The following is an 18,921-nucleotide window of genomic DNA, read 5'->3' as shown; positions in this document are numbered from 1 at the left end:
TCCTGTGCTTCTCAGAGCGCCGCGTAGAGCCGGCCGGGGTTGAAGATTCCCTTGGGGTCGAGCTGGTCCTTGAGGTTGCGGTGATATTTCATCAGTACCTCGGGAAGCGGCGCGAAGGGCTCTATCGCGGTCGGACGTGGGCCGTAGCAGGTGGCATGGCCGCCGGCTGTCTGGCAGGCCCGGCGCACGGCCTCGGCATCCAGCTCGGCGCGAAGCCAGCGCTGGGCACCGGCCCAATCGTGAATCATGTGGCTCTCGTCGATGCCGGGCAGGTCCAGCGCCGGCGTGCGGTGAGGCAGCGAGAGGCGCCACAGCGGCGCCTGGCCGGCACGGAAGAACGCCAGGCGCTGGTCGCGCAGGGCGGCCCAGAAGTCGTTTTCGAGGTCGTCGCCACCGATGCGTGCGTGGGTGGCGGCCACCGAGCTGGGGCCGCCCTCCAGGCGCAGATGAAGGGCGCCGTCGAGCCAGGCCGCGGCGCTGATCGGCAACGGCTCGCGGCCCCACTCGGCCAGGCGCTGGCGGGCCTCGTCGAGCGGCAGCTCCAAGTGCAGGCTGCGGGTGGCGCCGGGGATCGGCAGCACCTTGAACGAGACCTCGGTAATCAGCCCCAGGGTGCCCTGGGCGCCGACCATCAGCCGCGAGAGGTCGTAGCCGGCAACGTTTTTCATTACTTCGCCGCCGAAGCGCTGTTCGATGCCTTCGTGATTAATGACCCGGGCGCCCAGCACGAAGTCGCGCACGCTGCCGGCCCAGGGGCGACGCGGACCGGAGAGTCCCGTGGCGACCATGCCTCCGACCGTGCTGACCTCGCCGTAGCGCGGCGGCTCGAAGGGCAGCATCTGGCCATGCTTGGCCAGGGTGGCTTCGAGTTCGCTGAGCGGGGTGCCGGCGCGCACCGACACTACCAACTCCACCGGGTCGTAGAAGCGTATGCCGCGGTGTTCGCGGGTGGAGAGCACTTCGCCTGCCACCTCGCGGCCATAGAAGAAGCGCGTGTCGCCACCCACGATGCGCAGCGACGTGCCCTCGCTGCCGGCCTGGCGGATGCGCTCGGCCAGGGCGGCGCTGGCATCATGGTCAGTGAGATGCGTTGTGTTAGCCATGGTCATTCCCGTTCAGCCTTGCAACTTGCCGGGCGCGGTATCAGCACTCGCACTCTTGATGGTGCGGAACTCCGAGCAGCGCGCCGGGGTGGGGATGTTCTTGCCCGGGTTGAGCAGGTCGCGTGGATCGAAGGCGGCCTTGGTAGCGCGGAAGGTGGCCAGTTCGTCGGGGCGGAACTGGGCGCACATCTGGTTGATCTTTTCGCGACCGACCCCGTGCTCGCCGGTGATGGTGCCCCCGACTCTGACGCACAGCTCGAGGATCTCGCCACCCAGCGCTTCGGCCACGGCCAGTTCGCCCTCGCGGTTGGCGTCGAACAGGATCAGCGGGTGCATGTTGCCGTCGCCGGCATGGAAGACGTTGGCCACCTTGAGCCCGTAGCGCTCGGAGAGGTCGCTGATGCCCTTGAGCACGCGGGCCAGCTCGCGCCGCGGGATGGTGCCGTCCATGCAGTAGTAGTCGGGCGACATGCGCCCCACGGCGGGGAAGGCGTTCTTGCGCCCGGCCCAGAACCTGGCGCGCTCGGCGTCGTCGCGGGCCTGCTGGATGCCGGTGGCGCCGGCGTTCTCGAGCACGCGGCGCACGGTCTCGCAGTCGTCGTCGACATCGGCCTCGACGCCGTCGAGCTCGCACAGCAGGATCGCCTCGGCATCCACCGGGTAGCCGGCGCCGATGAAGTCCTCGGCAGCGATGATGGCGAGCTTGTCCATCATCTCCAGGCCACCGGGGATGATGCCGGCCTCGATGATGGCGCCGACCGCGTTGCCCGCCTTCTCCACGTCGTCGAAGCTGGCCATCAGCACCTTGGCCACCTCCGGCTTGGGCAGCAGCTTGACGGTGATTTCGGTGACCACGCCGAGCATGCCCTCGGAGCCGTTGTACAGCGCCAGCAGGTCGAAGCCGGGCGCATCCAGCGCATCGCTGCCCAGCGTCATGCGCTCGCCTTCGATGGTGAGAATCTCGACCTTGATCACGTTGTGCACGGTGAGGCCGTACTTCAAGCAGTGCACGCCGCCGGCGTTCTCGGCTACGTTGCCGCCGATCGAACAGGCGATCTGCGACGAGGGGTCCGGCGCGTAGTAGAGCCCGTAGGGCGAAGCCGCCTCGGAGATGGCCAGGTTGCGCACGCCGGGTTCGACCCGGGCGATACGCGCCTCGGGGTCGATCTCGAGAATGCGCGAGAAGCGCGACATCACCAGCAGCACGCCATGCGTGAGCGGCAGGGCGCCGGCGGAAAGCCCCGTTCCGGCACCACGGGTCACGACCGGTACGCCCAGGCGGTGGCACTCCACCAGCAGGCGCTGGACCTGGTCGAGGGAGTCGGGTAGCGCCACCAGCAAGGGCAGGGTGCGGTAGACGGAAAGGCCATCGCACTCGAAGGGGCGCATGTCCTCCTCCCTGTGCAACAGGGTCATGTCCGGAATGGCCTGGGCGAGACTGTCGCGGATGGCTGCCCTGTCCTGCTCGGGGGCCGGGCCGTCGAGTCGTTCATCGTAGAGGATGTTCATCTAGCGCCTCGTTGCGAGTCTTGGCGGCAGGGTTGTCCTGGTGCAGGGCCCAATTTGCGCCCAGCCGGTCGTCCTGTCCAGCATCCGGTCCACTGGTATTACCAGTTATTTCCAGCTATCTTGGAAAATATTTTCATGTCACACCATGGCCCAACCGCTCGACGGATACAAGTCGCTGCCTTGCGTGCCGGAGGAGCCCATGCTTGAAGATAGTGAACCGCTGTCGCCGATGCGTACGCCCGATGCCGTGGCGGCGCGTCTGGAGGAGTTGATACTCGATGGCGTCTTTCGCCCTGGGCAGTTGCTGCCTTCCGAGCGACGCCTGTGCGATCGCCTCGGCGTTTCGCGGACCTCTCTACGAGAGGGCCTGCGGGTGCTGCGCAGCAAGGGCATCATTGTCACCCGCCAAGGGCGGGGTTCGGCGGTGGCGGCGCTGGTGCCGGGGGGGGACGACAGCCCCTTGATGCACCTGTTTCGCGACCACCCGCGCACGCTGTTCGATTTGCTCGAAGTTCGCTCGCTGCTGGAGGGCGAGTCGGCCAGTCTCGCAGCGGAGCGCGCCACGCCGGCGGATCGGGTGCTGATCCAGCGTCGCTACGAGGCGATGGTCGAGTACGTCGAGGCGGGACAGGAGATCGACGTGGAGCGGCTGGCGCATCTGGACCACGCCTTCCATCTGGCGATCTGCCAGGCATCGCACAACCCAGTGCTGGTGCACACGCTGCAGTCGCTCACCGACCTACTGTTGAGTTCGGTATTCGCCTCGGTGAAGAACCTCTATCACCGCGAGGCGCCGCGGCAGATGATCAACCGCCAACACGCCCGGCTCTACCGGGCCGTGATGGAAGGCAAGCTCCAGGCAGCTCGGCGCGCCGCGCTCGATCACCTGTCGGCGATCGAAGCGGAGCTGAGAGAGATCGAGGCCGAGGATCAGCGCCTGGAGCGCTCGGCCATGCGGTTGCAGGAGTGGGAGTGACGCCGCTGCCCTGACGACAGCGGCACCGGGGGATTACCCCCCGACCTGAATCAGCGGATCCGACACCCCGAGTGCATAGAAGGCGATCAAGCCGATCGCGCCGGCGAATACCAGGTAGTAGAGCGTCGGCAGGATGGTCTTGCGGATCGTCTCGCCTTCGCGGCCGAGCAGGCCCACGGTGGCCGATGCCGCCACCACGTTGTGGATGGCGATCATGTTGCCGGCGGCGGCTCCGACGGCCTGCAGCGCCACCATGAAGGCGGTGGAAAGACCGAGTTGCTGGGCCACGTTGAACTGGAACTCGGCCAGCATCAGGTTCGATACCGTATTGGAGCCGGCGATGAAGGCGCCCAGCGCACCCACGGCGGGGGCGAAGAAGGGGTAGACGCTGCCCACGCTGTCGGCCACGAACTGGGCCATGGCGACCGGCATGGAGACCAGGTCGGCGGCGTTGACGCCGGAGTTGATCAGGATGCGCACCATGGGAATGGTGAAGATCAGCACGAAGCCGGCCCCGAGCAGGGTGCGTGAGGATTCGCCGAAGGCGGCCTTGAGCTCGCCGATGCGCATGCGATGCAGCACCGCCGTGACCAGCACCACCATCAGCAGGATACCGCCGGGGAGATAGAGCGGGGCGATGCTGCCGGACACGCCGGTCTCGCCGAGGATGTTGCTCCAGCCGAAGGCAAAGGCGGTGAGCGCCTCACGCAGCGGGTCGATGACGCGAGATGCCACCAGGAACAGCGCCAGCAGCACGTAGGGCAGCCAGCCCATCCAGGTGGAGAGCGGCGTCTTGCCGGCGATGTCGTCGATCTTGATCTCGATCTTGCCGATCCAGCCGGCCGGCCAGGCGTCGCGCTCGGGGAAGTCCCAACTGTCCTTGGGCAGCAGGAAGCCGCGGCGTGCCGCGGGCACGACGATGGCAAGCCCCACCATGGCCCCGATCATCGAGGGGAATTCCGGCCCCAGCAGTACACCCGCCAGGGCATAAGGCACCACGAAGGCCACGCCGGTGAAGAGGGCGAACGGGGTGATCGAGAGCCCCTCCTTCCAGGAGCGATTGGCGCCGAAGAAGCGCACCATGATCACCACCATGATCAACGGCATCAGGATGCCGACGATGGCATGCACGATGGCGACTTCCGCTGCGATCAGACGGAAGTACTCGAGCCAGGTGAAGCCGCCCGCCTCGAGCTGCTCGGTGATGGCATTCATGTTGACGCCCCCGGACACGCCGACCACGATCGGGGTGCCCACCGCGCCGAAGGAGACGGGCGTGGACTGGATCATCATGCCCACCACCACGGCGGAGAGGGCGGGAAAGCCCAGTGCAACCATCAGCGGGGCTGCCACCGCCGCTGGGGTGCCGAAGCCCGAGGCGCCTTCGATGAAGCAGCCGAACAGCCAGGCGACGATCAGCGCCTGCACGCGACGGTCGGGGCTGATCCCGGAGAAGCCGTTGCGGATGGCCGCGATGCCGCCGGAGTGCTTCAGCGTGTTGAGCAGCAGGATGGCGCCGAAGATGATCCACAGGATCGAAACGGTCAGGACCAGGCCTTGGAATGTGGAGGCCAGTACCCGGTTGAAGCTCATCTCCCAGGCGAACAGCCCGATCAGGGCGGTGACCACGAAGACGATGGGCATGGCGGTTCGTGCCGCCAGGCGAAAACCGATGAGCAGCACGCCAGCCAGGATCAGTGGCGTGAAAGCAAGAAGTGCTAGGGTGGTATCCGTCATGACGTTTCCTCGGATGTCTCCTTGTTGGGTCCGGCAGGGCGAAGGTCACCCGGCGTGGCGCTTCTGCCGTGGCCGGCCAGGCGGCAACGATACGGAGAGTGCCGGTAAGTTGCTATCCATGGTTCATTGGTCTTACCAATATAGAGGCCTTGTCATTGTGCCGGGCGGCCCAAGTTTATTTCATTGTAATCAATGAGTTGGAGGAGCTTTCTCGCTGCTGATACGAGTATCTTCTTTACTCGTTATTAGACTAATGGACAGGGGGGCGGTCACGGCCAGGCCGAGCCTGGACCAGTTGGCATCTGCTCGGGGAGGCTGGCACTATCCGAGGACGACCAACGGATTTCTCAGGAGTGATGCATGGCACGGGTTCTCTACGACCTCTGCGGTATCGACGAAGGGCTGCGCTTTTCCCCCTACTGCTGGCGGGTACGCTATGCGCTGGCCCACAAGGGGCTCGAGGCGGAGATGCGCCCGTGGCACTTCACCGACAAGCAAGCGCTGGCCTTCGCCGACTATGACAAGGTGCCGGTATTGGTCGATGGCGAAGCGACGATCACCGACAGCTACGCGATCCTGCGCTATCTGGACCGGACCTATCCCGAGGCGCCCCTGCTGGGTGATGACATGGCTGAAGCCCGGGCGCGCTTCTTCAAGCACTACGCCGAGCGGGCGCTGGCGCCGGCCATGATGCGCACCATCATCATGGATCTGCTCAACGCCATCGATCCCAAGGATCGTGATTACTTCCGCGAGAGCCGCGAGAAGCGCTTCGGCCGCACACTCGAGGAGTTCCACTCGCCGGCCAAGGGGCTGGCCCAGCTCGATGCCGCTCTGGCACCTTTGCGTGGCCAACTGCAGGAGAGCGACTTCCTCGACGGCGAGGCACCGGCGGCGGCCGACTATCTGGTGTTCGGCAGCTTCATGTGGGCGAGGGTGGTCTCCACCGCCGATCTGGTGTCCAACGCCGACCCGGTCTACGGCTGGATCGAGCGCATGCTCGACCTGCATGACGGCCTGGGTCGAAAGGCGATGCGGATTACCGATATCGAGGGGGCTTACCGCTGAAGGGATGAAGCTTTTGGAAGGGGACTCTCAAAGAATGTTGCACTGCACAAAAAGAGCTGCTATGTTGCATTGCAACAAGGCGCAATCCTGCCTTGGCAACGCAACGTAGGAGGTGTCTCATGAGCAAGACCCAAGACAAGGCGACCCAGCAGTTCGAAACCCTGTTCTTCGCCCCGGCGCGCGCTTATGGCTCGCTGTCCCTGGAATACTACGAGAAGCTGCTGTCGGCACAACTGGATGCCTTCCGTAGCTACTCCGACCTGAGCCTGGCCCAAGCCCGTGCCTGGGTCGACGTCAAGGACTCCGAGGGCCTCAAGCAGGTGCTCGAGACCCAGCAGAAAGCCGTCAAGGAACTGGGCGAGCGTCTGCAGGGCGACACCAAGAAGGTCGTCGACCTGAGCCAGGAGTTCCTGCAGAAGGGCCAGCAGCTGACCGAGCAGAACGTCAAGGCCGCCAGCGCCGCGACCAAGTAAGTCGCAGCGTTCACTGCTGACGTAACAAAGGCCGTCTCCCCCTTGGGCGACGGCCTTCTCTTTTCTGCTGGTCTGGCTTTTTGCTGCCGAACCCGATCAGTCGGCTAGCAGCTCCATCACTTCTTCTTCCTCCACCTGACCGAAATCGGCATAGAACTGGCCCACCGCCATGAAACGCTGCGGCACGTCGAGGCAGACCACCTCGTCGGCAATCGCCTCCAGCCGTGTGATGGCGCTGGGCGAGGCTACGCCGAGTGCGGCGATCAGGCGTTCGGCGCGTCCTTGAAGTGTCTTCAGCGCAGCTTCCATGGTCGCTCCGGTGGCGCTGCCATCGTCGACGATCACCACGGTCCGACCCTCGGGCGGGATCGGCGGGCGCACCGGGCTGTAGCGCTGGCGCCGCTGCTGGAGCAGCTTGCGTTGCTGCTCGGCTTCACGCTCTACCGCATCCTGCGAAAAGTGGGAGGCCGCCTCGTCGAGCTTCATGGTGCCGTCCTCGCTGATCGCGCCGATGGCGAACTCGGGGCTGCCCGGGGCGCGGATCTTGCGCACCAGTACCACGTCGAGTTCGCCTTCCAGGGCATCGGCCAGGTGACGCCCCATGGGTACCCCACCACGCGGAATGGCGAGCACGAGCGGATTGGAACCCTTCAGGTGTGACAGGCGCTCGGCGAGTCGTTCTGCCGCGTCCAGTCGATCACGAAACATGTCGCTCTCCTTTCCTCCGCTGCCGATTCTCTCCCAGTGTAGCTGGCCCTTTCTCGGGAGAGAGGCGGTACCGGGCGGCCGGATCAGGAGCGGAGTGAGAAAGAGGTGGAAATAATTTCTGTATACAATAAATTGATGTACTGTCGCTCATTGAGGTGCGATTTGGAATACATTTTTTGACCGATTGGACAGGAAATGCGAGTCGCAACGGGCGCGGTTAGCTCGGCGTGTACGGGAAAGCCTCTGGCCGCAATTCGAACAAGTCACGGTGCCGGCTTTCCGTATACAGAAACACAACAACGACTGGATGGATCCATGCGAAAGATTCAGAACACTTCGATTTTCGACTTTCATGGCCGGCCTGCGCTGACCAAGGCCCTACCCTTGTCGCTGCAGCACGTGCTGGCCATGATTGCCGGTGTCATCACCCCGCCGATCATCATTGCGGGCGTGGTGGGCGCCACGCCGGAAGAGAAGCTCTTGCTGATACAGATCGCCGTGTTGGCCTCGGGGGTCTGCACGCTGTTTCATCTTTACGGTGTCTGGAAATTCGGCGCCCGGTTGCCGGCAATCTTCGGCGTGGGCTTTGCCTATGTGCCGACGCTGATCGCAGTGGGCGCACAGTTCGGCATCGAGGGAATCCTCGGCGCTCAACTGATCGGCGGTATCACCATGATGGTGGTGGGGTACTTCATACAGTACATCCGCCACCTGTTTCCGCCGGTGGTGGCGGGCACGGTGGTGCTGGTGATTGGCCTGTCGCTCTACGACATCGCGGTGCGCTACATGGCCGGTAACGGCAACGTCAACGCTCCCGGGTTCGGCGATCCGCAAAACTGGGCCGTGGGCCTGGTGACGCTCATCACGGTGCTCGTCGCCTCGCAGTTCGGCAGGGGGGTGATCAAGCTGTCGGCGATCATCGTGGGGATTCTGGTGGGCTATCTTCTGTCGCTGGCATTGGGGATGGTCAGCTTCGGTTCGGTGGCCCAAGCCAGCTGGGTGGCGGTGCCCCAGCTCATGCCCTTCAGCATGGAATTCCATGCCTCGGCGATCGCCGCCATGGTGGTCATCTGCGTGATCAACTCGGTCCAGACCATTGGCGACCTCTCGGCGACCACCGTGGGCGGCATGAATCGCGAGCTGAAGACGCGGGAACTCACCGGCGGTTTGCTGGGCAACGGCCTGACCACGACGGCAAGCGCCTTCTTCGGTGCCCTGCCTACCTCCACGTTCAGCCAGAACGTGGGCATTGTCGCCATGACCAAGGTGATCAGCCGCTTCGTGCTGGCGCTGGCCGGCGGCTTCATGCTGCTGGCGGGCCTCAGCCCCAAATTCGGTGCGATCATGACCACCATCCCTTATCCGGTGCTCGGCGGAGCCACCATCACCGTGTTCGGCATGATCACCATGACCGGCATCAAGTTGCTGATAAAGGACGAACTCTCCGCCCGCAACATGACCATCGTGGGCCTGGCACTGGCGCTCAGCCTGGGTATCGCCGAGGTGCCGGCGGCGATCGAACGCTTCCCCGAATGGCTGCAGAACCTGGTCGGTGGCGCACCCATCGTGGTGGCCGCCATTACCGCTTTCGTGCTCAACCTGCTGCTGCCGAACGTGACCCTGGACGACGAGGCTCGCGAGCGCGAGGCGATGGCAAGCGATGACAAGGGGGAGTCTGGCTGTGGGGCGCGACAGGAGATGCGCCAACCGCTCGGCAAGGCGCCGCGTGGCTGACCTTCAGCACGTTATTTTTTTGGAAACTATTTCTGTATACATTTTAGTTTTCATGGGAAGCGGGAAATGTATTCAGTTATAGCCTCATAATCACAACAAAGGATCTACCCATGCATGATCGAACGACTTGGCGTCTTGCCACTGGTGTCGCGCTGCTGTGCGGCCTGTCGGTCGGCACGGCTCAGGCAGCCACCTGGAGCGATACCTTCCTCGGTTATCGCTATGGCACCCGGTTCACGGAGCCGGGCAATCCGAATGATGTCGAGAAGCACATCCTTCAGTTCACCCATGTAAGTGGCTACACACTGGGCCAGAACTTCCTGAACGTGGACGTGCTGCAGTCGGACAGTACCGATCCGGCCAGCGGCGGCGAGAGCGGTGCCACCGAGGCCTACCTCACCTACCGTCACCAGCTTCATTTCGGCAAGCTGTTCGGCGAGCCGCTGGCCTTCGGCCCGGTCAAGGAGGTGGGGCTAACCGGCGGGTTCGACCTCAACACCAAGAACACCGAGTTCGCTCCGCGTAAGCGCATGCTGGTGGCGGGCCCCACCCTTAAATTCGACGTGCCCAAGGGCTTCCTCGATCTCAGCCTGTTCTATGCCCATGAGTGGAATCACTGCGGTGCGGGATTCTGTGAGATCAACGAGATCGAGTTCGACCCCTATTACCAGCTCAACCTGGCATGGGGGCTGCCCTTCTCCGTGGGGGCGCTGCCGATGAAATTTCAAGGCTTCTACAACTATAACCACGAGAAGGGCGAGGACTACCAAGGCAACGCCACCGAGGCCGAGCAACTGCTGCGTACGGCGCTGATGCTTGACGTGGGCCAACTGGCATGGGGCGAGGAAAATCGCCTATGGGCCGGGGTCGGCTATGAATACTGGCGCAACAAGTTCGGCAACCATGACAAACCGGGCGTCGATACCGATGCGGCCACCCTGCAGCTGGAGTGGCATTTCTAAATCAGACATTTATCGACAACGAGCAGGGCCGCCCAGAAGGCGGCCCTACTTATTTCGAAGCACTGGGGTGCGGTCAGTTTGGTGATGCAAGTCGTGGTGTCGTCGAGCGGTGCCGAACGGGAGAAGAGGATAGAAGACGACGGTGCGCCGCCAGCTTGCCGGCGGCACGTGATGACAAAGGGACGATCAGACTTCGGCGCCGGTCTTCTCCGCTTCGCCGGTGGCCGGTTCCTCACCACCGCGCTGACGGCGAGGCTTTCCGGGCAGCAGCGCATCCAGCAGCAAGGCAGCCACAGCCGCCGGCACCAGGCCGGACTTGAGCAGCAGGCCGACCTGACCGGGCAGAGTCTGGGAAATCTCCTCCACCGCGGGCAGACCGATGCCCAGGCTCAGCGATACGGCGATGATCAACATGGCCCGCTGATCCAATTCGCACTCCTGGATGATCTTGAGGCCGGCCGAGGCGATCATGCCGAACATGACGATGCCGGCGCCTCCTAACACGGCATGGGGCATGGCAGCGACCAGACCGCCCAGCTTGGGGAACAGGCCCATGGCGATGAGCAACAACCCGCCAATGGTTACCACGTGTCGGCTGACCACGCCGGTAAGAGTGATCAAGCCGACGTTTTGAGCGTAGGCCGTATTGGGAAGGGTGTTGAAAACCGCCGCGAACGATGTCGCCACGCCATCGGCCATTACGCCACCGGAGAGTTCGCGGTCCTTGGCCGCACGCCCCGCGCCGCCGGCGGTGATGGCGGAAATGTTGCCGATGGTCTCGAGGCCCACCACGAACATAATCAGCGCCATGCCGACGATAGCCGTAAGTGAGAACTCCATACCGTATTCGAGCGGTTTGGGCAGGGCGAACCAGCTCGCCTCGCGCAGGTTGGTGAAGTCCACCATGCCAAGCGCAATCGCTGCCAGATAACCGGCCAGCAGGCCGAAGAGAATCGAGGAGGCCTTGACGAATCCGCGCCCCAACTGGTGCACGGCAATGCACACGACCAGCACGAACAGCGCCAGCAGTAGGTTCGTTGGCGAAGCGAAGTCAGGGGAGCCCACGCCGCCAGCCGCGTACTTGAGACCTACGGGCATTAGGGTGATGCCGATCAGCAGTACCACGATGCCGGTCACCACCGGAGAGAACCAGTGTCGAATCTTCTTCAGAAAAGTTCCGAGTACCACCTGCAGCAAGCCGGCAACGAACGAGGCGCCGAGTACCGCGGGCAGGCCGAAGGCCTTGGCCAGTGGTAGGGCGACCGGCAGGAAGCCGAAGCTCGTGCCCTGGACGATCGGCAGGCGGGCGCCAATCGGGCCGACGCCAATGGTCTGGATCAAGGTCGAGACACCTGCCACGAACAGGGCCACCTGGATCAGGAAGATCTGCTCCCCAGCACTGGCACCGATGACGCCGGCAATGATGATCGGTGGGGTCACGTTGCCAGCGAACATGGCCATGATGTGCTGCAGGCCGAGAGGGATGGCCTTGGACAGCGGCGGCATGGCGTCAGGGTCCTGATTGATGGTGCGTGTGGGATTACGCTGGGGATGAGGTGCGGAGCGGGTTGTGGACATGTTCAAGCTCACGATTCGTTGTTGTTGGGAAGGATGCCTGGTTGAGGACTGGCGGTCTGCCTTTACCTCTGTGCGTCAGAGTCAATAGTGAATGTACACAATGCTTGTTTTTTAAAAGACAATTGTCGTGTACAGGGCGGATTTATTTTACTTTTTCTTTTGAAACAGTGGCTTATAAGAAATTAATTGACCGATTGGTCAGGCCAAGACCTTTCTGGAGAGAGGCGAAGTGCGAGGCCACCATTGGCCTCAATGGGCTTGTCAACGCTGATCTTTTCAATGGTAAGTAACTGATATTATTGTTCAATTCTCACAGTCTGACGATCTTGTGCAGCGTTGAAAGGTCTCTTGGGCGAGGCATGGTACGGTATGCTTTCAGAGATTGTTGTATACAAAAAATGGATACAGGGTTATCGATATGCGACAACTACACAACCTGACGGTGCGGGCCAGTTGGTTCCTGGTGTTGCTGGGTTTCTTGACGATGCTGGTGGCCTTGAGTGCCATCGGCCTGTGGGCCGTTACTCATAGCCAGCGGAACTTCGATGCGTTCGAGGCGGTAAACGTGAACCAGCAGGCAACCCTGAACCGTGCCAATTCGATGTTGCAGAGCGTACGGCTCGACATGGCACGGCACTATGAGCAGGCCCTGGAGAACCGGCAGAGGGTCGATAGGGAGCCGTTAGACGACCTGCAGCAGCGTTTGGCCATGGCCTCGGAGGTCTTCGGGGAGTTCACATCGCTGCCGCGACAGCCGGGGCAGGATGCGCTCATTACGCCTGTCCAGGATCGCTTTGCCCAGTTGCTGGAGAGAGCCGTGGAGCCCCAGTTAAGTGCCCTGGCCGAAGGCAGGTGGGAGGATTATGCGCGTTCGAGGGATGTCGCTTATGCCGCTTACGACGACTTCTACCAGGCAGCGGTAGGGTTTTTTCGTACGGCTGAGGCGGAGGGGGCCGCACGGGCCAGCGACTTCGGCTGGGTGGTCGATGTCACGCGCAAGGCCATCATAGTCGTCTTCATCGGTGCGATCGTCATGATCGTGGTCGTCTTCTGGGGCGTGACCCAGCACCTCATCCGTCCGCTCGAGCGGGTCATCGAACATTTCCAGCAGATGGCCCAGGGTAACCTGGCCGAAGTGGTCGAGCGCCGGGGGAGTAACGAGATCGGCAAGCTACTCTCCGCTCTCGGCGACATGCAGGCCGCACTTCGCGACACGGTCTCACGGATGCGGGATAGCAGTGGCGAGGTGTATGCCGGTGCATCCCGAATCGTCAGTGCCAATCGCGACCTCTCGGCGCGCACCGAGCGCCAGGCCGCTGCGCTGACCGAGACCGCCTCGAGTATGGAGGAGATTACGGCGACGGTGAGAAGCAACAGCCAGAATGCCGCCGATGCGAGCCAGATGGCGGAGCGCGCCGCCGGTCAGGCCGAGGAGGGCGGGAGTATCGTGGCCGGTCTCGTCGAGCAGATGCATCAGGTTCGCGAAGGGGCGGAGCGCATTACCGACATCATCGGCCTGATTGACCAGATCGCCTTCCAAACCAATATTCTCGCCCTTAACGCCTCGGTCGAGGCGGCACGTGCGGGTGAGCACGGGCGAGGCTTTGCCGTCGTCGCCAATGAAGTGAGGAAATTGGCCACCCGCAGTGCGGACGCCTCCGCCGAAATTCGATCGCTGATCGTGCATTCCGTCGAGCAGACCCGGGCGGGGACGGCGAGCGCCGACAAGGCCGGCGAAGCCGTGGAGGCCATCCGGCAGTCGATCCACGAGGTTAACCGGTTGATGGGAGAGATCGCCCATGCCTCGCGCGAGCAGGAAGCCGGCATCGACGAGATCAATCGCGCTGTGTCCGACATGGACGACACGACGCAGCAGAATGCCGCCATGGTGTTGCAGGCCAGTGAGGCGGCCAATCAGCTGAGCGGCGTGGCTGGCGATCTGCAGACGGCCGTTGAGCGCTTCCGGCTTGGCGAGCAAGATTCGTCGCGAGCGCATGACCACGGGGATGCGGCTCCCCCCTCATCATCACATGGCCTCGCCGGTGCCGCCCTGCCGGATCTCACCACTCAGCCGGCTGGTTGATTGGCTGACTCGTACCTAACGCTGTGACGGTCCGGCAGCACCGGCGCAGCTCGGGAGGGCTGGCGAGCGGTACTTCGTACACACCACGACCCGCGGTGAAGCCCCACGGGTCTTGGCGTCATGGTGAGGGTCAGCGCGCGCGGTCGTCGAGCCGGAAGCGGGCGATGCGGTTGATCTGCTTGATGGCGGTGCGGCGCTCTTCTTCAGGGGAATTTTCCAGGCGGGTCACGAAGGCCGCGAGAATGGCATGCCGGTCGCTGCCCTTCACGGCCATGACGAAGGGAAAGCCGAACTTGTCCTTGTACGCAGCATTGAGGCGCTCGAAGCGAGCCATTTCCTCGGGGGTGCACTGATCGAGCCCGGCGCCGGCCTGCTCGCGCGTGGAGTCGTCGGTCAGTTCACCGGCAATGGCGGCCTTGCCGGCCAGGTCGGGGTGGGCGCGAATCACCTCGAGCTGACGCTCCGGCGTGGCGCTGCGCAGCGTCGTGCCCATGGCATCGGCGAGGCCGGACGGCGTGTCGTGCTGATCCGTCAGGCCGCGTTCCCAGGTCAGTTCCGCCACCCAGGGTGAGTGCTCGTAGATGTCGCCGAAGCTGGTGACGAAGTCATCGCGGTCGAGCGTGCTGGGGCGTGGCGTCAGTTTCTTATCGTTCATCGTGATCCTCCTTGGTCGGGCTGCAAGAGAGTGCTCGTAGCGTGTCATACTCAAAGTGTATACAAAAAATCTTTGAAATGTACCATATAACAAGCTAAAACTGTCTTCATGATAGAGCGGCGGGCTCAAGCCCGCCAGGTATTGGCTCGACCCGGAGCCGGCAGCTACCGGGCTAACGATGGGAGTAACGAAATGGGACGACTGACCACGCACGTATTGGATACCGCCCAGGGCCGCCCCGGAGATGGCATTCGCATTGAGGTCTATCGCCTGGAGGGGGCGCAGCGCACTCCGCTCAAGACGGTCACGACCAACGACGATGGCCGCTGCGATGCGCCCATCCTGGAAGGGGACGACTTCAAGGCCGGCGAATACGAACTGGTCTTCCATGCCGGTGACTACCTGCGCCAGCAGGGCATCCAGGCGGACGAACCGCGCTTCCTCGACGTCATCCCGCTGCGCTTTGGCGTGGCCGACGATTCGCAGCACTACCATGTGCCGCTGTTGCTCTCCCCGTATGGTTATTCCACCTACCGCGGCAGCTAGGAAAGGGCATCTCTTCGCCTTGAGAGTCGCTGCGTTGGCCCCGGGCCACTGAACAACAACACCGATCGAGACCCCTCAGATGCAAGCTTACCTACTGGAGTTCGTCAATTTCATGCTGCGCTGGCTTCACGTCATCGCGGCAATTGCCTGGATCGGCGAGTCGATCTACTTCGTGATGCTGGACAACGGCCTGCGTAAGCCCAAGGCAGCCGAGGATCGCGACAAGGGCGTATTCGGCGAGATGTGGGCCGTGCATGGCGGCGGCTTCTATCACAACCAGAAGTACGCCACGGCGCCCGCCAAGCTGCCGGAAGACCTGCACTGGTCGTTCTGGAAGGCCTATACCACCTGGCTTTCCGGCTTTGCCCTGTTCGTGCTGCTGTACATGGCCAACCCGGGCTTCTACCTGGTCAACCCCAACAGCGACTGGGCGTGGGCCGCCGACTTGAGCGGCTGGCAGGCCAACATGCTGGCGCTGGCATTCCTGCTGGGGGGCTGGGTCGTCTACAACGAGATGTGCAAGCGCATCAGTCCCAACATGGATCGCGACGGGATCCTGAGCCTGGCGGTCGCCGTGCTGATGGTCGTGGTGTCCTACCTCAGCGTGCACCTGTTCTCCGGTCGCGCCGCCTTCCTGCTCACCGGTGCCGTCATGGCCACCGCCATGTCGGCCAACGTCTTCTTCTGGATCATTCCCGGCCAGCGGCGCATGGTGAAGGCCATGAAGGCGGGCGAGGCGCCCAATCCGCTGGACGGCAAGCGCGGCAAGCAGCGCTCGGTGCACAACACCTACTTCACCCTGCCGGTCGTGCTGCTGATGATCAGCAACCACTACTCCTTCGTGTACAACCACGAATACGCCTGGGTGCTGATGTCGCTGTTCATCTTCGCCGGTGCGCTGATTCGCCAGTTCTTCGTGCTGATGCACGCCGGCAAGATCCAGCCCGCTTACCCGGTGGCCGGTGCGGCGCTGATCGCCGTGGCCTTCTGGATCGGCATGCCGGCCAACAGTGCGTCGGAGGGGGCCGCAAGCAGCGAGGGGCCGAGTTTGGCTGAGGTCGAGGCCATCATCGAGTCACGCTGCGTCGCCTGCCATTCGGCCAGCCCGACCCAGGCGGGCTTCGGTTCGGCGCCGGCAGGGGTGATCTACGACACCACGGCGCAGATCGAGGGGCATCGCGAGAAGATCCAGGAGGTCGTGGCCAGCAAGTACATGCCACTTGGCAATATGACCGGAATGACCGACGAGGAGCGCGACGCGATCGCCGCCTGGTCGGAGTAGACCGCGTTGGCTGATCCGCTGGCCCCCAGCCCGCTTGTCGACGGTGCTGGGGGCTTCTGGTTCGATAGTTGGCGGAAGACGTATACAATGATTGGCAGTGACGGTATGCGAGGAGGGCGACCATGAACCAGCGGCAGAGCCTGGCCGAGGCGGGCGATTCGAGCAAGGCCAAGCCTCGGCGCCTGGGCAAGAACGGCGATGGGGCGGAGCGCCACGAGGCGATCTATCGCACGATCAGCGATGCCATCATCGAGCACCGCCTGCGCCCCGGAGCGCGCCTGCGCGAGGATGCCCTGGCCGAGGTGTTCGGCATCAGCCGCACCGGCATTCGCAAGATTCTTCAGCGCCTGGCCCTGGAGCAGTTGGTCACCCTGACGCCGCGGCGCGGAGCCAGCGTCACCCGTCCGACCGCCGACGAGGCCAAAGATGTCTTCGACGCGCGCCAGATGGTGGAATGCGGACTGATGCCCGAAGTGGCTCGTCGCATCACCGCCGAGAACGTGCGCGAACTGCGTGACATGGCCCGACGCGAGCGCGAGGCGCTCAAGTCGGGTGAGCAGAGCCGTGCGATCAAGCTTTCCGCCGCCTTCCACGAACGTATCGCCCAGCTTTCCGGCAATGCCACCCTGGCGTCTTTCGTCGGCCAGCTCTGTTCACGTTCGTCGCTGATTCTCGCTGTCTACGGCAGCTCGGGGCACCTGGGCTGCGAATCCCATGATCACGACGACCTGATCGGTTATCTGGACGCCGGCAACGGCGAGCGTGCTGCCGCCTTCATGAGTCGACACCTCAAGGCCATCGAAGCCTCGCTCTCCATCGTCGAGGAAGAGGAAGACACGCCGGACCTGCAGCGTATCTTCGGCGTCTGAGCGGCGCTGCTACCTTCGATACGCAACGAGAACCGCCGAAGCTTCTGCCTTCGGCGGTTCTCGTTGCGGTTACCCCCATCGGCTATCGTTTGTAGTGCGCCCCAGCTATCGCCGGGGCGTGTGGAAGCCGAGCCTGTCAGGCCGCGGGAGTGGCCGTGATGGGGCGATGGCTGGCCATCAGCCCGTAATAGAACAGGCCGCCGAGCGCGGCGCCCATCATCCAGCCGTAGCCGCCAAGGCCGGAGAGTGCCGGCACGACAACGGTGGATACCGAGAACAGCGCGGCGCCGCCGAACGCCGCGAGGGCACGTGAGTTCCAACCCTTCACGTAGTAGTAGGCGCTGCCCGGCTCGGAGGAGAACAGCTGCTGCATGTCGAGGTGCTGACGCTTTACCAGATAGTAGTCCACCACGATGATGCCGTAGAAGGGGGCCACGACGGCGCCAAGCGCATTGACGAAGCCGGGCACGCCGATCTGGCTGATCAGCGAGACCCACAGCGCACCGACGAAGAAGGCCACGATGGCAGTGAGCAGACCGCCCACCTTGAAACTGATCTTGCTGGGGAACAGATTGGCCAGATCATAGGCCGGCGGAATGAAGTTGGCGACCAGGTTGATGCCGACGGTGGCGGCGAAGAAGGTCAACGCAGCGATGATGGTCAGCGGCAGCGAATCGACCCGCTCGACGATATCCGCAGGGTTGGTCAGTGCCTCGCCGAAAAGTACCAGGGTACCGGCGGTAATGATCAGCGCGATGAAGGAGAAGAAGGCCACATTGAGCGGCAGTCCCAGCAGGTTGCCGAGCTTCATCTGGCGCTCGGTCCTGACGAAGCGAGTGAAGTCGCCGAAGTTGATCACCACCGCGGCGAAGTAGGCCACCATGGTGCCGACGATGGCCAGGAAGGCCGCCACCGAGCTGCCGCTGCGCTCGCCATCGGCACTGAAGATGGTGTCGATGGCGGGCAGCAGCTCGTCGCCGGCCTGGTACCAGACCACGATCATCAGCGCCACCATCACCACGTAGACCAGCGGTCCCGCCCAGTTGAGGAAGTGCTTGATGCGCTCGATGCCGGACCAGAAGATCGCGATCTGGAACAGCCAGACGATCACGAACGAGACCCAGGCGACGCCGGAGAGGCCGAGGAAGGTGCTGCCATCGCCGGCACCGACGAATGCCGTAATCAACAGTGCCACCGCGGTGGAGGCGAAGTAGGTCTGCACGCCGTACCAGAAGATGCCGATGATGGCGCGCAGCATGGCCGGCAGGTTGGCGCCGCGCACGCCCATGCTGGCACGGACCATGACCGGAAAGGGAATGCCGTACTTCACGCTGGGCTTGCCGGTGAGGTTGACCAGATACATGACGATGAAGCCTGCCAGGATGATCGCCGCCATGACCGCCCAGCCGTTGAGCCCATGGGTCAGGAACAGCGAGGCGGCCAGGGTGTAGCCGAACAGGCTCTGAATGTCGTTGGACCAGACGTTGAAGATCTCGAAGGCGCCCCAGCTGCGATCCTTGTGTTTCAGCGGGGCCAGGTCCTCGTTATATAGCGTGGGATCGATGTTCTGAATGTTCAGCTCGTTGTCTTGCATCGTCGTCACCATTGTCATTATTAGGCAGCTTCGCCCCCCGCCAT

At 63.4% G+C, this 18,921-nt stretch carries 16 protein-coding genes; 9 read left to right on the top strand and 7 right to left on the bottom strand.

Features of this window, described 5'->3' with window-relative positions:
- Window positions 1-11: 11 nt before the first annotated feature.
- Entirely contained in the window at window positions 12-1,103 is a 1,092-nt protein-coding gene (gene glcE, locus HNO53_RS16855) for a glycolate oxidase subunit GlcE (RefSeq protein WP_209473745.1), read from the bottom strand.
- Window positions 1,104-1,115: 12 nt separating this feature from the next.
- Window positions 1,116-2,612, bottom strand: a complete 1,497-nt coding sequence (glcD, locus tag HNO53_RS16850; protein ID WP_209473744.1) for a glycolate oxidase subunit GlcD — start codon at window positions 2,610-2,612, stop codon at window positions 1,116-1,118.
- A gap of 199 nt (window positions 2,613-2,811) precedes the next feature.
- Here glcD and glcC point away from each other — a divergent pair, with 199 nt between their 5' ends.
- Window positions 2,812-3,588, top strand: a complete 777-nt coding sequence (glcC, locus tag HNO53_RS16845; protein ID WP_209473743.1) for a transcriptional regulator GlcC — start codon at window positions 2,812-2,814, stop codon at window positions 3,586-3,588.
- A 33-nt stretch (window positions 3,589-3,621) separates the two neighbouring features.
- On the opposite strand, the gene HNO53_RS16840 is transcribed toward glcC, so the two are convergent.
- The gene (locus tag HNO53_RS16840; RefSeq protein WP_209473742.1) at window positions 3,622-5,325 is read right to left on the bottom strand and encodes an L-lactate permease; all 1,704 of its coding nucleotides are present in this window, start codon (window positions 5,323-5,325) and stop codon (window positions 3,622-3,624) included.
- A gap of 360 nt (window positions 5,326-5,685) precedes the next feature.
- On the opposite strand from HNO53_RS16840, the gene HNO53_RS16835 reads away from it, so the two are divergent.
- Both HNO53_RS16835 and HNO53_RS16830 read left to right on the top strand, forming a co-directional pair.
- On the top strand, window positions 5,686-6,393 hold the full coding sequence (locus HNO53_RS16835; RefSeq protein WP_209473741.1) for a glutathione S-transferase N-terminal domain-containing protein: 708 nt from the start codon (window positions 5,686-5,688) through the stop codon (window positions 6,391-6,393).
- Window positions 6,394-6,512: 119 nt separating this feature from the next.
- On the top strand, window positions 6,513-6,866 hold the full coding sequence (locus HNO53_RS16830; RefSeq protein ID WP_209473740.1) for a phasin family protein: 354 nt from the start codon (window positions 6,513-6,515) through the stop codon (window positions 6,864-6,866).
- Between the two features lie 96 nt (window positions 6,867-6,962).
- On the opposite strand, the gene HNO53_RS16825 is transcribed toward HNO53_RS16830, so the two are convergent.
- Window positions 6,963-7,574: a phosphoribosyltransferase gene (locus HNO53_RS16825; protein ID WP_209473739.1), complete on the bottom strand. Its 612-nt coding sequence runs from the start codon at window positions 7,572-7,574 to the stop codon at window positions 6,963-6,965.
- Between the two features lie 315 nt (window positions 7,575-7,889).
- Between HNO53_RS16825 and HNO53_RS16820 the strand changes: the two genes are divergently transcribed.
- Together HNO53_RS16820 and HNO53_RS16815 are read left to right on the top strand one after the other, a co-directional pair.
- A complete protein-coding gene (locus tag HNO53_RS16820; protein WP_209473738.1) occupies window positions 7,890-9,308 on the top strand; it encodes a uracil-xanthine permease family protein in 1,419 nt (472 codons plus the stop codon).
- A gap of 110 nt (window positions 9,309-9,418) precedes the next feature.
- The gene (locus tag HNO53_RS16815) at window positions 9,419-10,270 is read left to right on the top strand and encodes an outer membrane protein OmpK (protein WP_219790479.1); all 852 of its coding nucleotides are present in this window, start codon (window positions 9,419-9,421) and stop codon (window positions 10,268-10,270) included.
- Between the two features lie 186 nt (window positions 10,271-10,456).
- Here HNO53_RS16815 and HNO53_RS16810 read toward each other — a convergent pair whose 3' ends face one another.
- Window positions 10,457-11,848, bottom strand: a complete 1,392-nt coding sequence (locus HNO53_RS16810) for a uracil-xanthine permease family protein (RefSeq protein WP_209473737.1) — start codon at window positions 11,846-11,848, stop codon at window positions 10,457-10,459.
- Between the two features lie 418 nt (window positions 11,849-12,266).
- Between HNO53_RS16810 and HNO53_RS16805 the strand changes: the two genes are divergently transcribed.
- Window positions 12,267-13,931, top strand: coding sequence for a methyl-accepting chemotaxis protein (locus HNO53_RS16805; RefSeq protein WP_209473736.1), 1,665 nt, complete (start codon window positions 12,267-12,269; stop codon window positions 13,929-13,931).
- A 130-nt stretch (window positions 13,932-14,061) separates the two neighbouring features.
- Here HNO53_RS16805 and uraD read toward each other — a convergent pair whose 3' ends face one another.
- Entirely contained in the window at window positions 14,062-14,586 is a 525-nt protein-coding gene (gene uraD / locus HNO53_RS16800; protein WP_209473735.1) for a 2-oxo-4-hydroxy-4-carboxy-5-ureidoimidazoline decarboxylase, read from the bottom strand.
- A 192-nt stretch (window positions 14,587-14,778) separates the two neighbouring features.
- Between uraD and uraH the strand changes: the two genes are divergently transcribed.
- The 3 genes from uraH (at window position 14,779) to HNO53_RS16785 (ending at window position 17,283) form a co-directional block, all read left to right on the top strand.
- Window positions 14,779-15,132, top strand: coding sequence for a hydroxyisourate hydrolase (uraH, locus tag HNO53_RS16795; RefSeq protein ID WP_209473734.1), 354 nt, complete (start codon window positions 14,779-14,781; stop codon window positions 15,130-15,132).
- Window positions 15,133-15,211: 79 nt separating this feature from the next.
- A complete protein-coding gene (locus HNO53_RS16790; protein WP_209473733.1) occupies window positions 15,212-16,414 on the top strand; it encodes a urate hydroxylase PuuD in 1,203 nt (400 codons plus the stop codon).
- Between the two features lie 122 nt (window positions 16,415-16,536).
- Window positions 16,537-17,283, top strand: coding sequence for a GntR family transcriptional regulator (locus tag HNO53_RS16785; RefSeq protein WP_209473732.1), 747 nt, complete (start codon window positions 16,537-16,539; stop codon window positions 17,281-17,283).
- A gap of 136 nt (window positions 17,284-17,419) precedes the next feature.
- Here the strand turns inward: HNO53_RS16785 and HNO53_RS16780 are convergent, their stop codons facing one another.
- Window positions 17,420-18,877 carry an NCS1 family nucleobase:cation symporter-1 gene (locus HNO53_RS16780; protein WP_209473731.1) on the bottom strand — a complete coding sequence of 486 codons (1,458 nt, stop codon included), beginning with the start codon at window positions 18,875-18,877 and terminating at the stop codon, window positions 17,420-17,422.
- Between the last annotated feature and the right edge of the window lie 44 nt (window positions 18,878-18,921).

The organism is Billgrantia antri (assembly GCF_017868935.1).
In the GTDB taxonomy this organism is placed as follows: domain Bacteria; phylum Pseudomonadota; class Gammaproteobacteria; order Pseudomonadales; family Halomonadaceae; genus Halomonas; species Halomonas antri.
The sequence above is the reverse complement of the archived record's forward strand: the minus strand, read 5'-3'. Positions and strand labels throughout refer to the sequence as shown.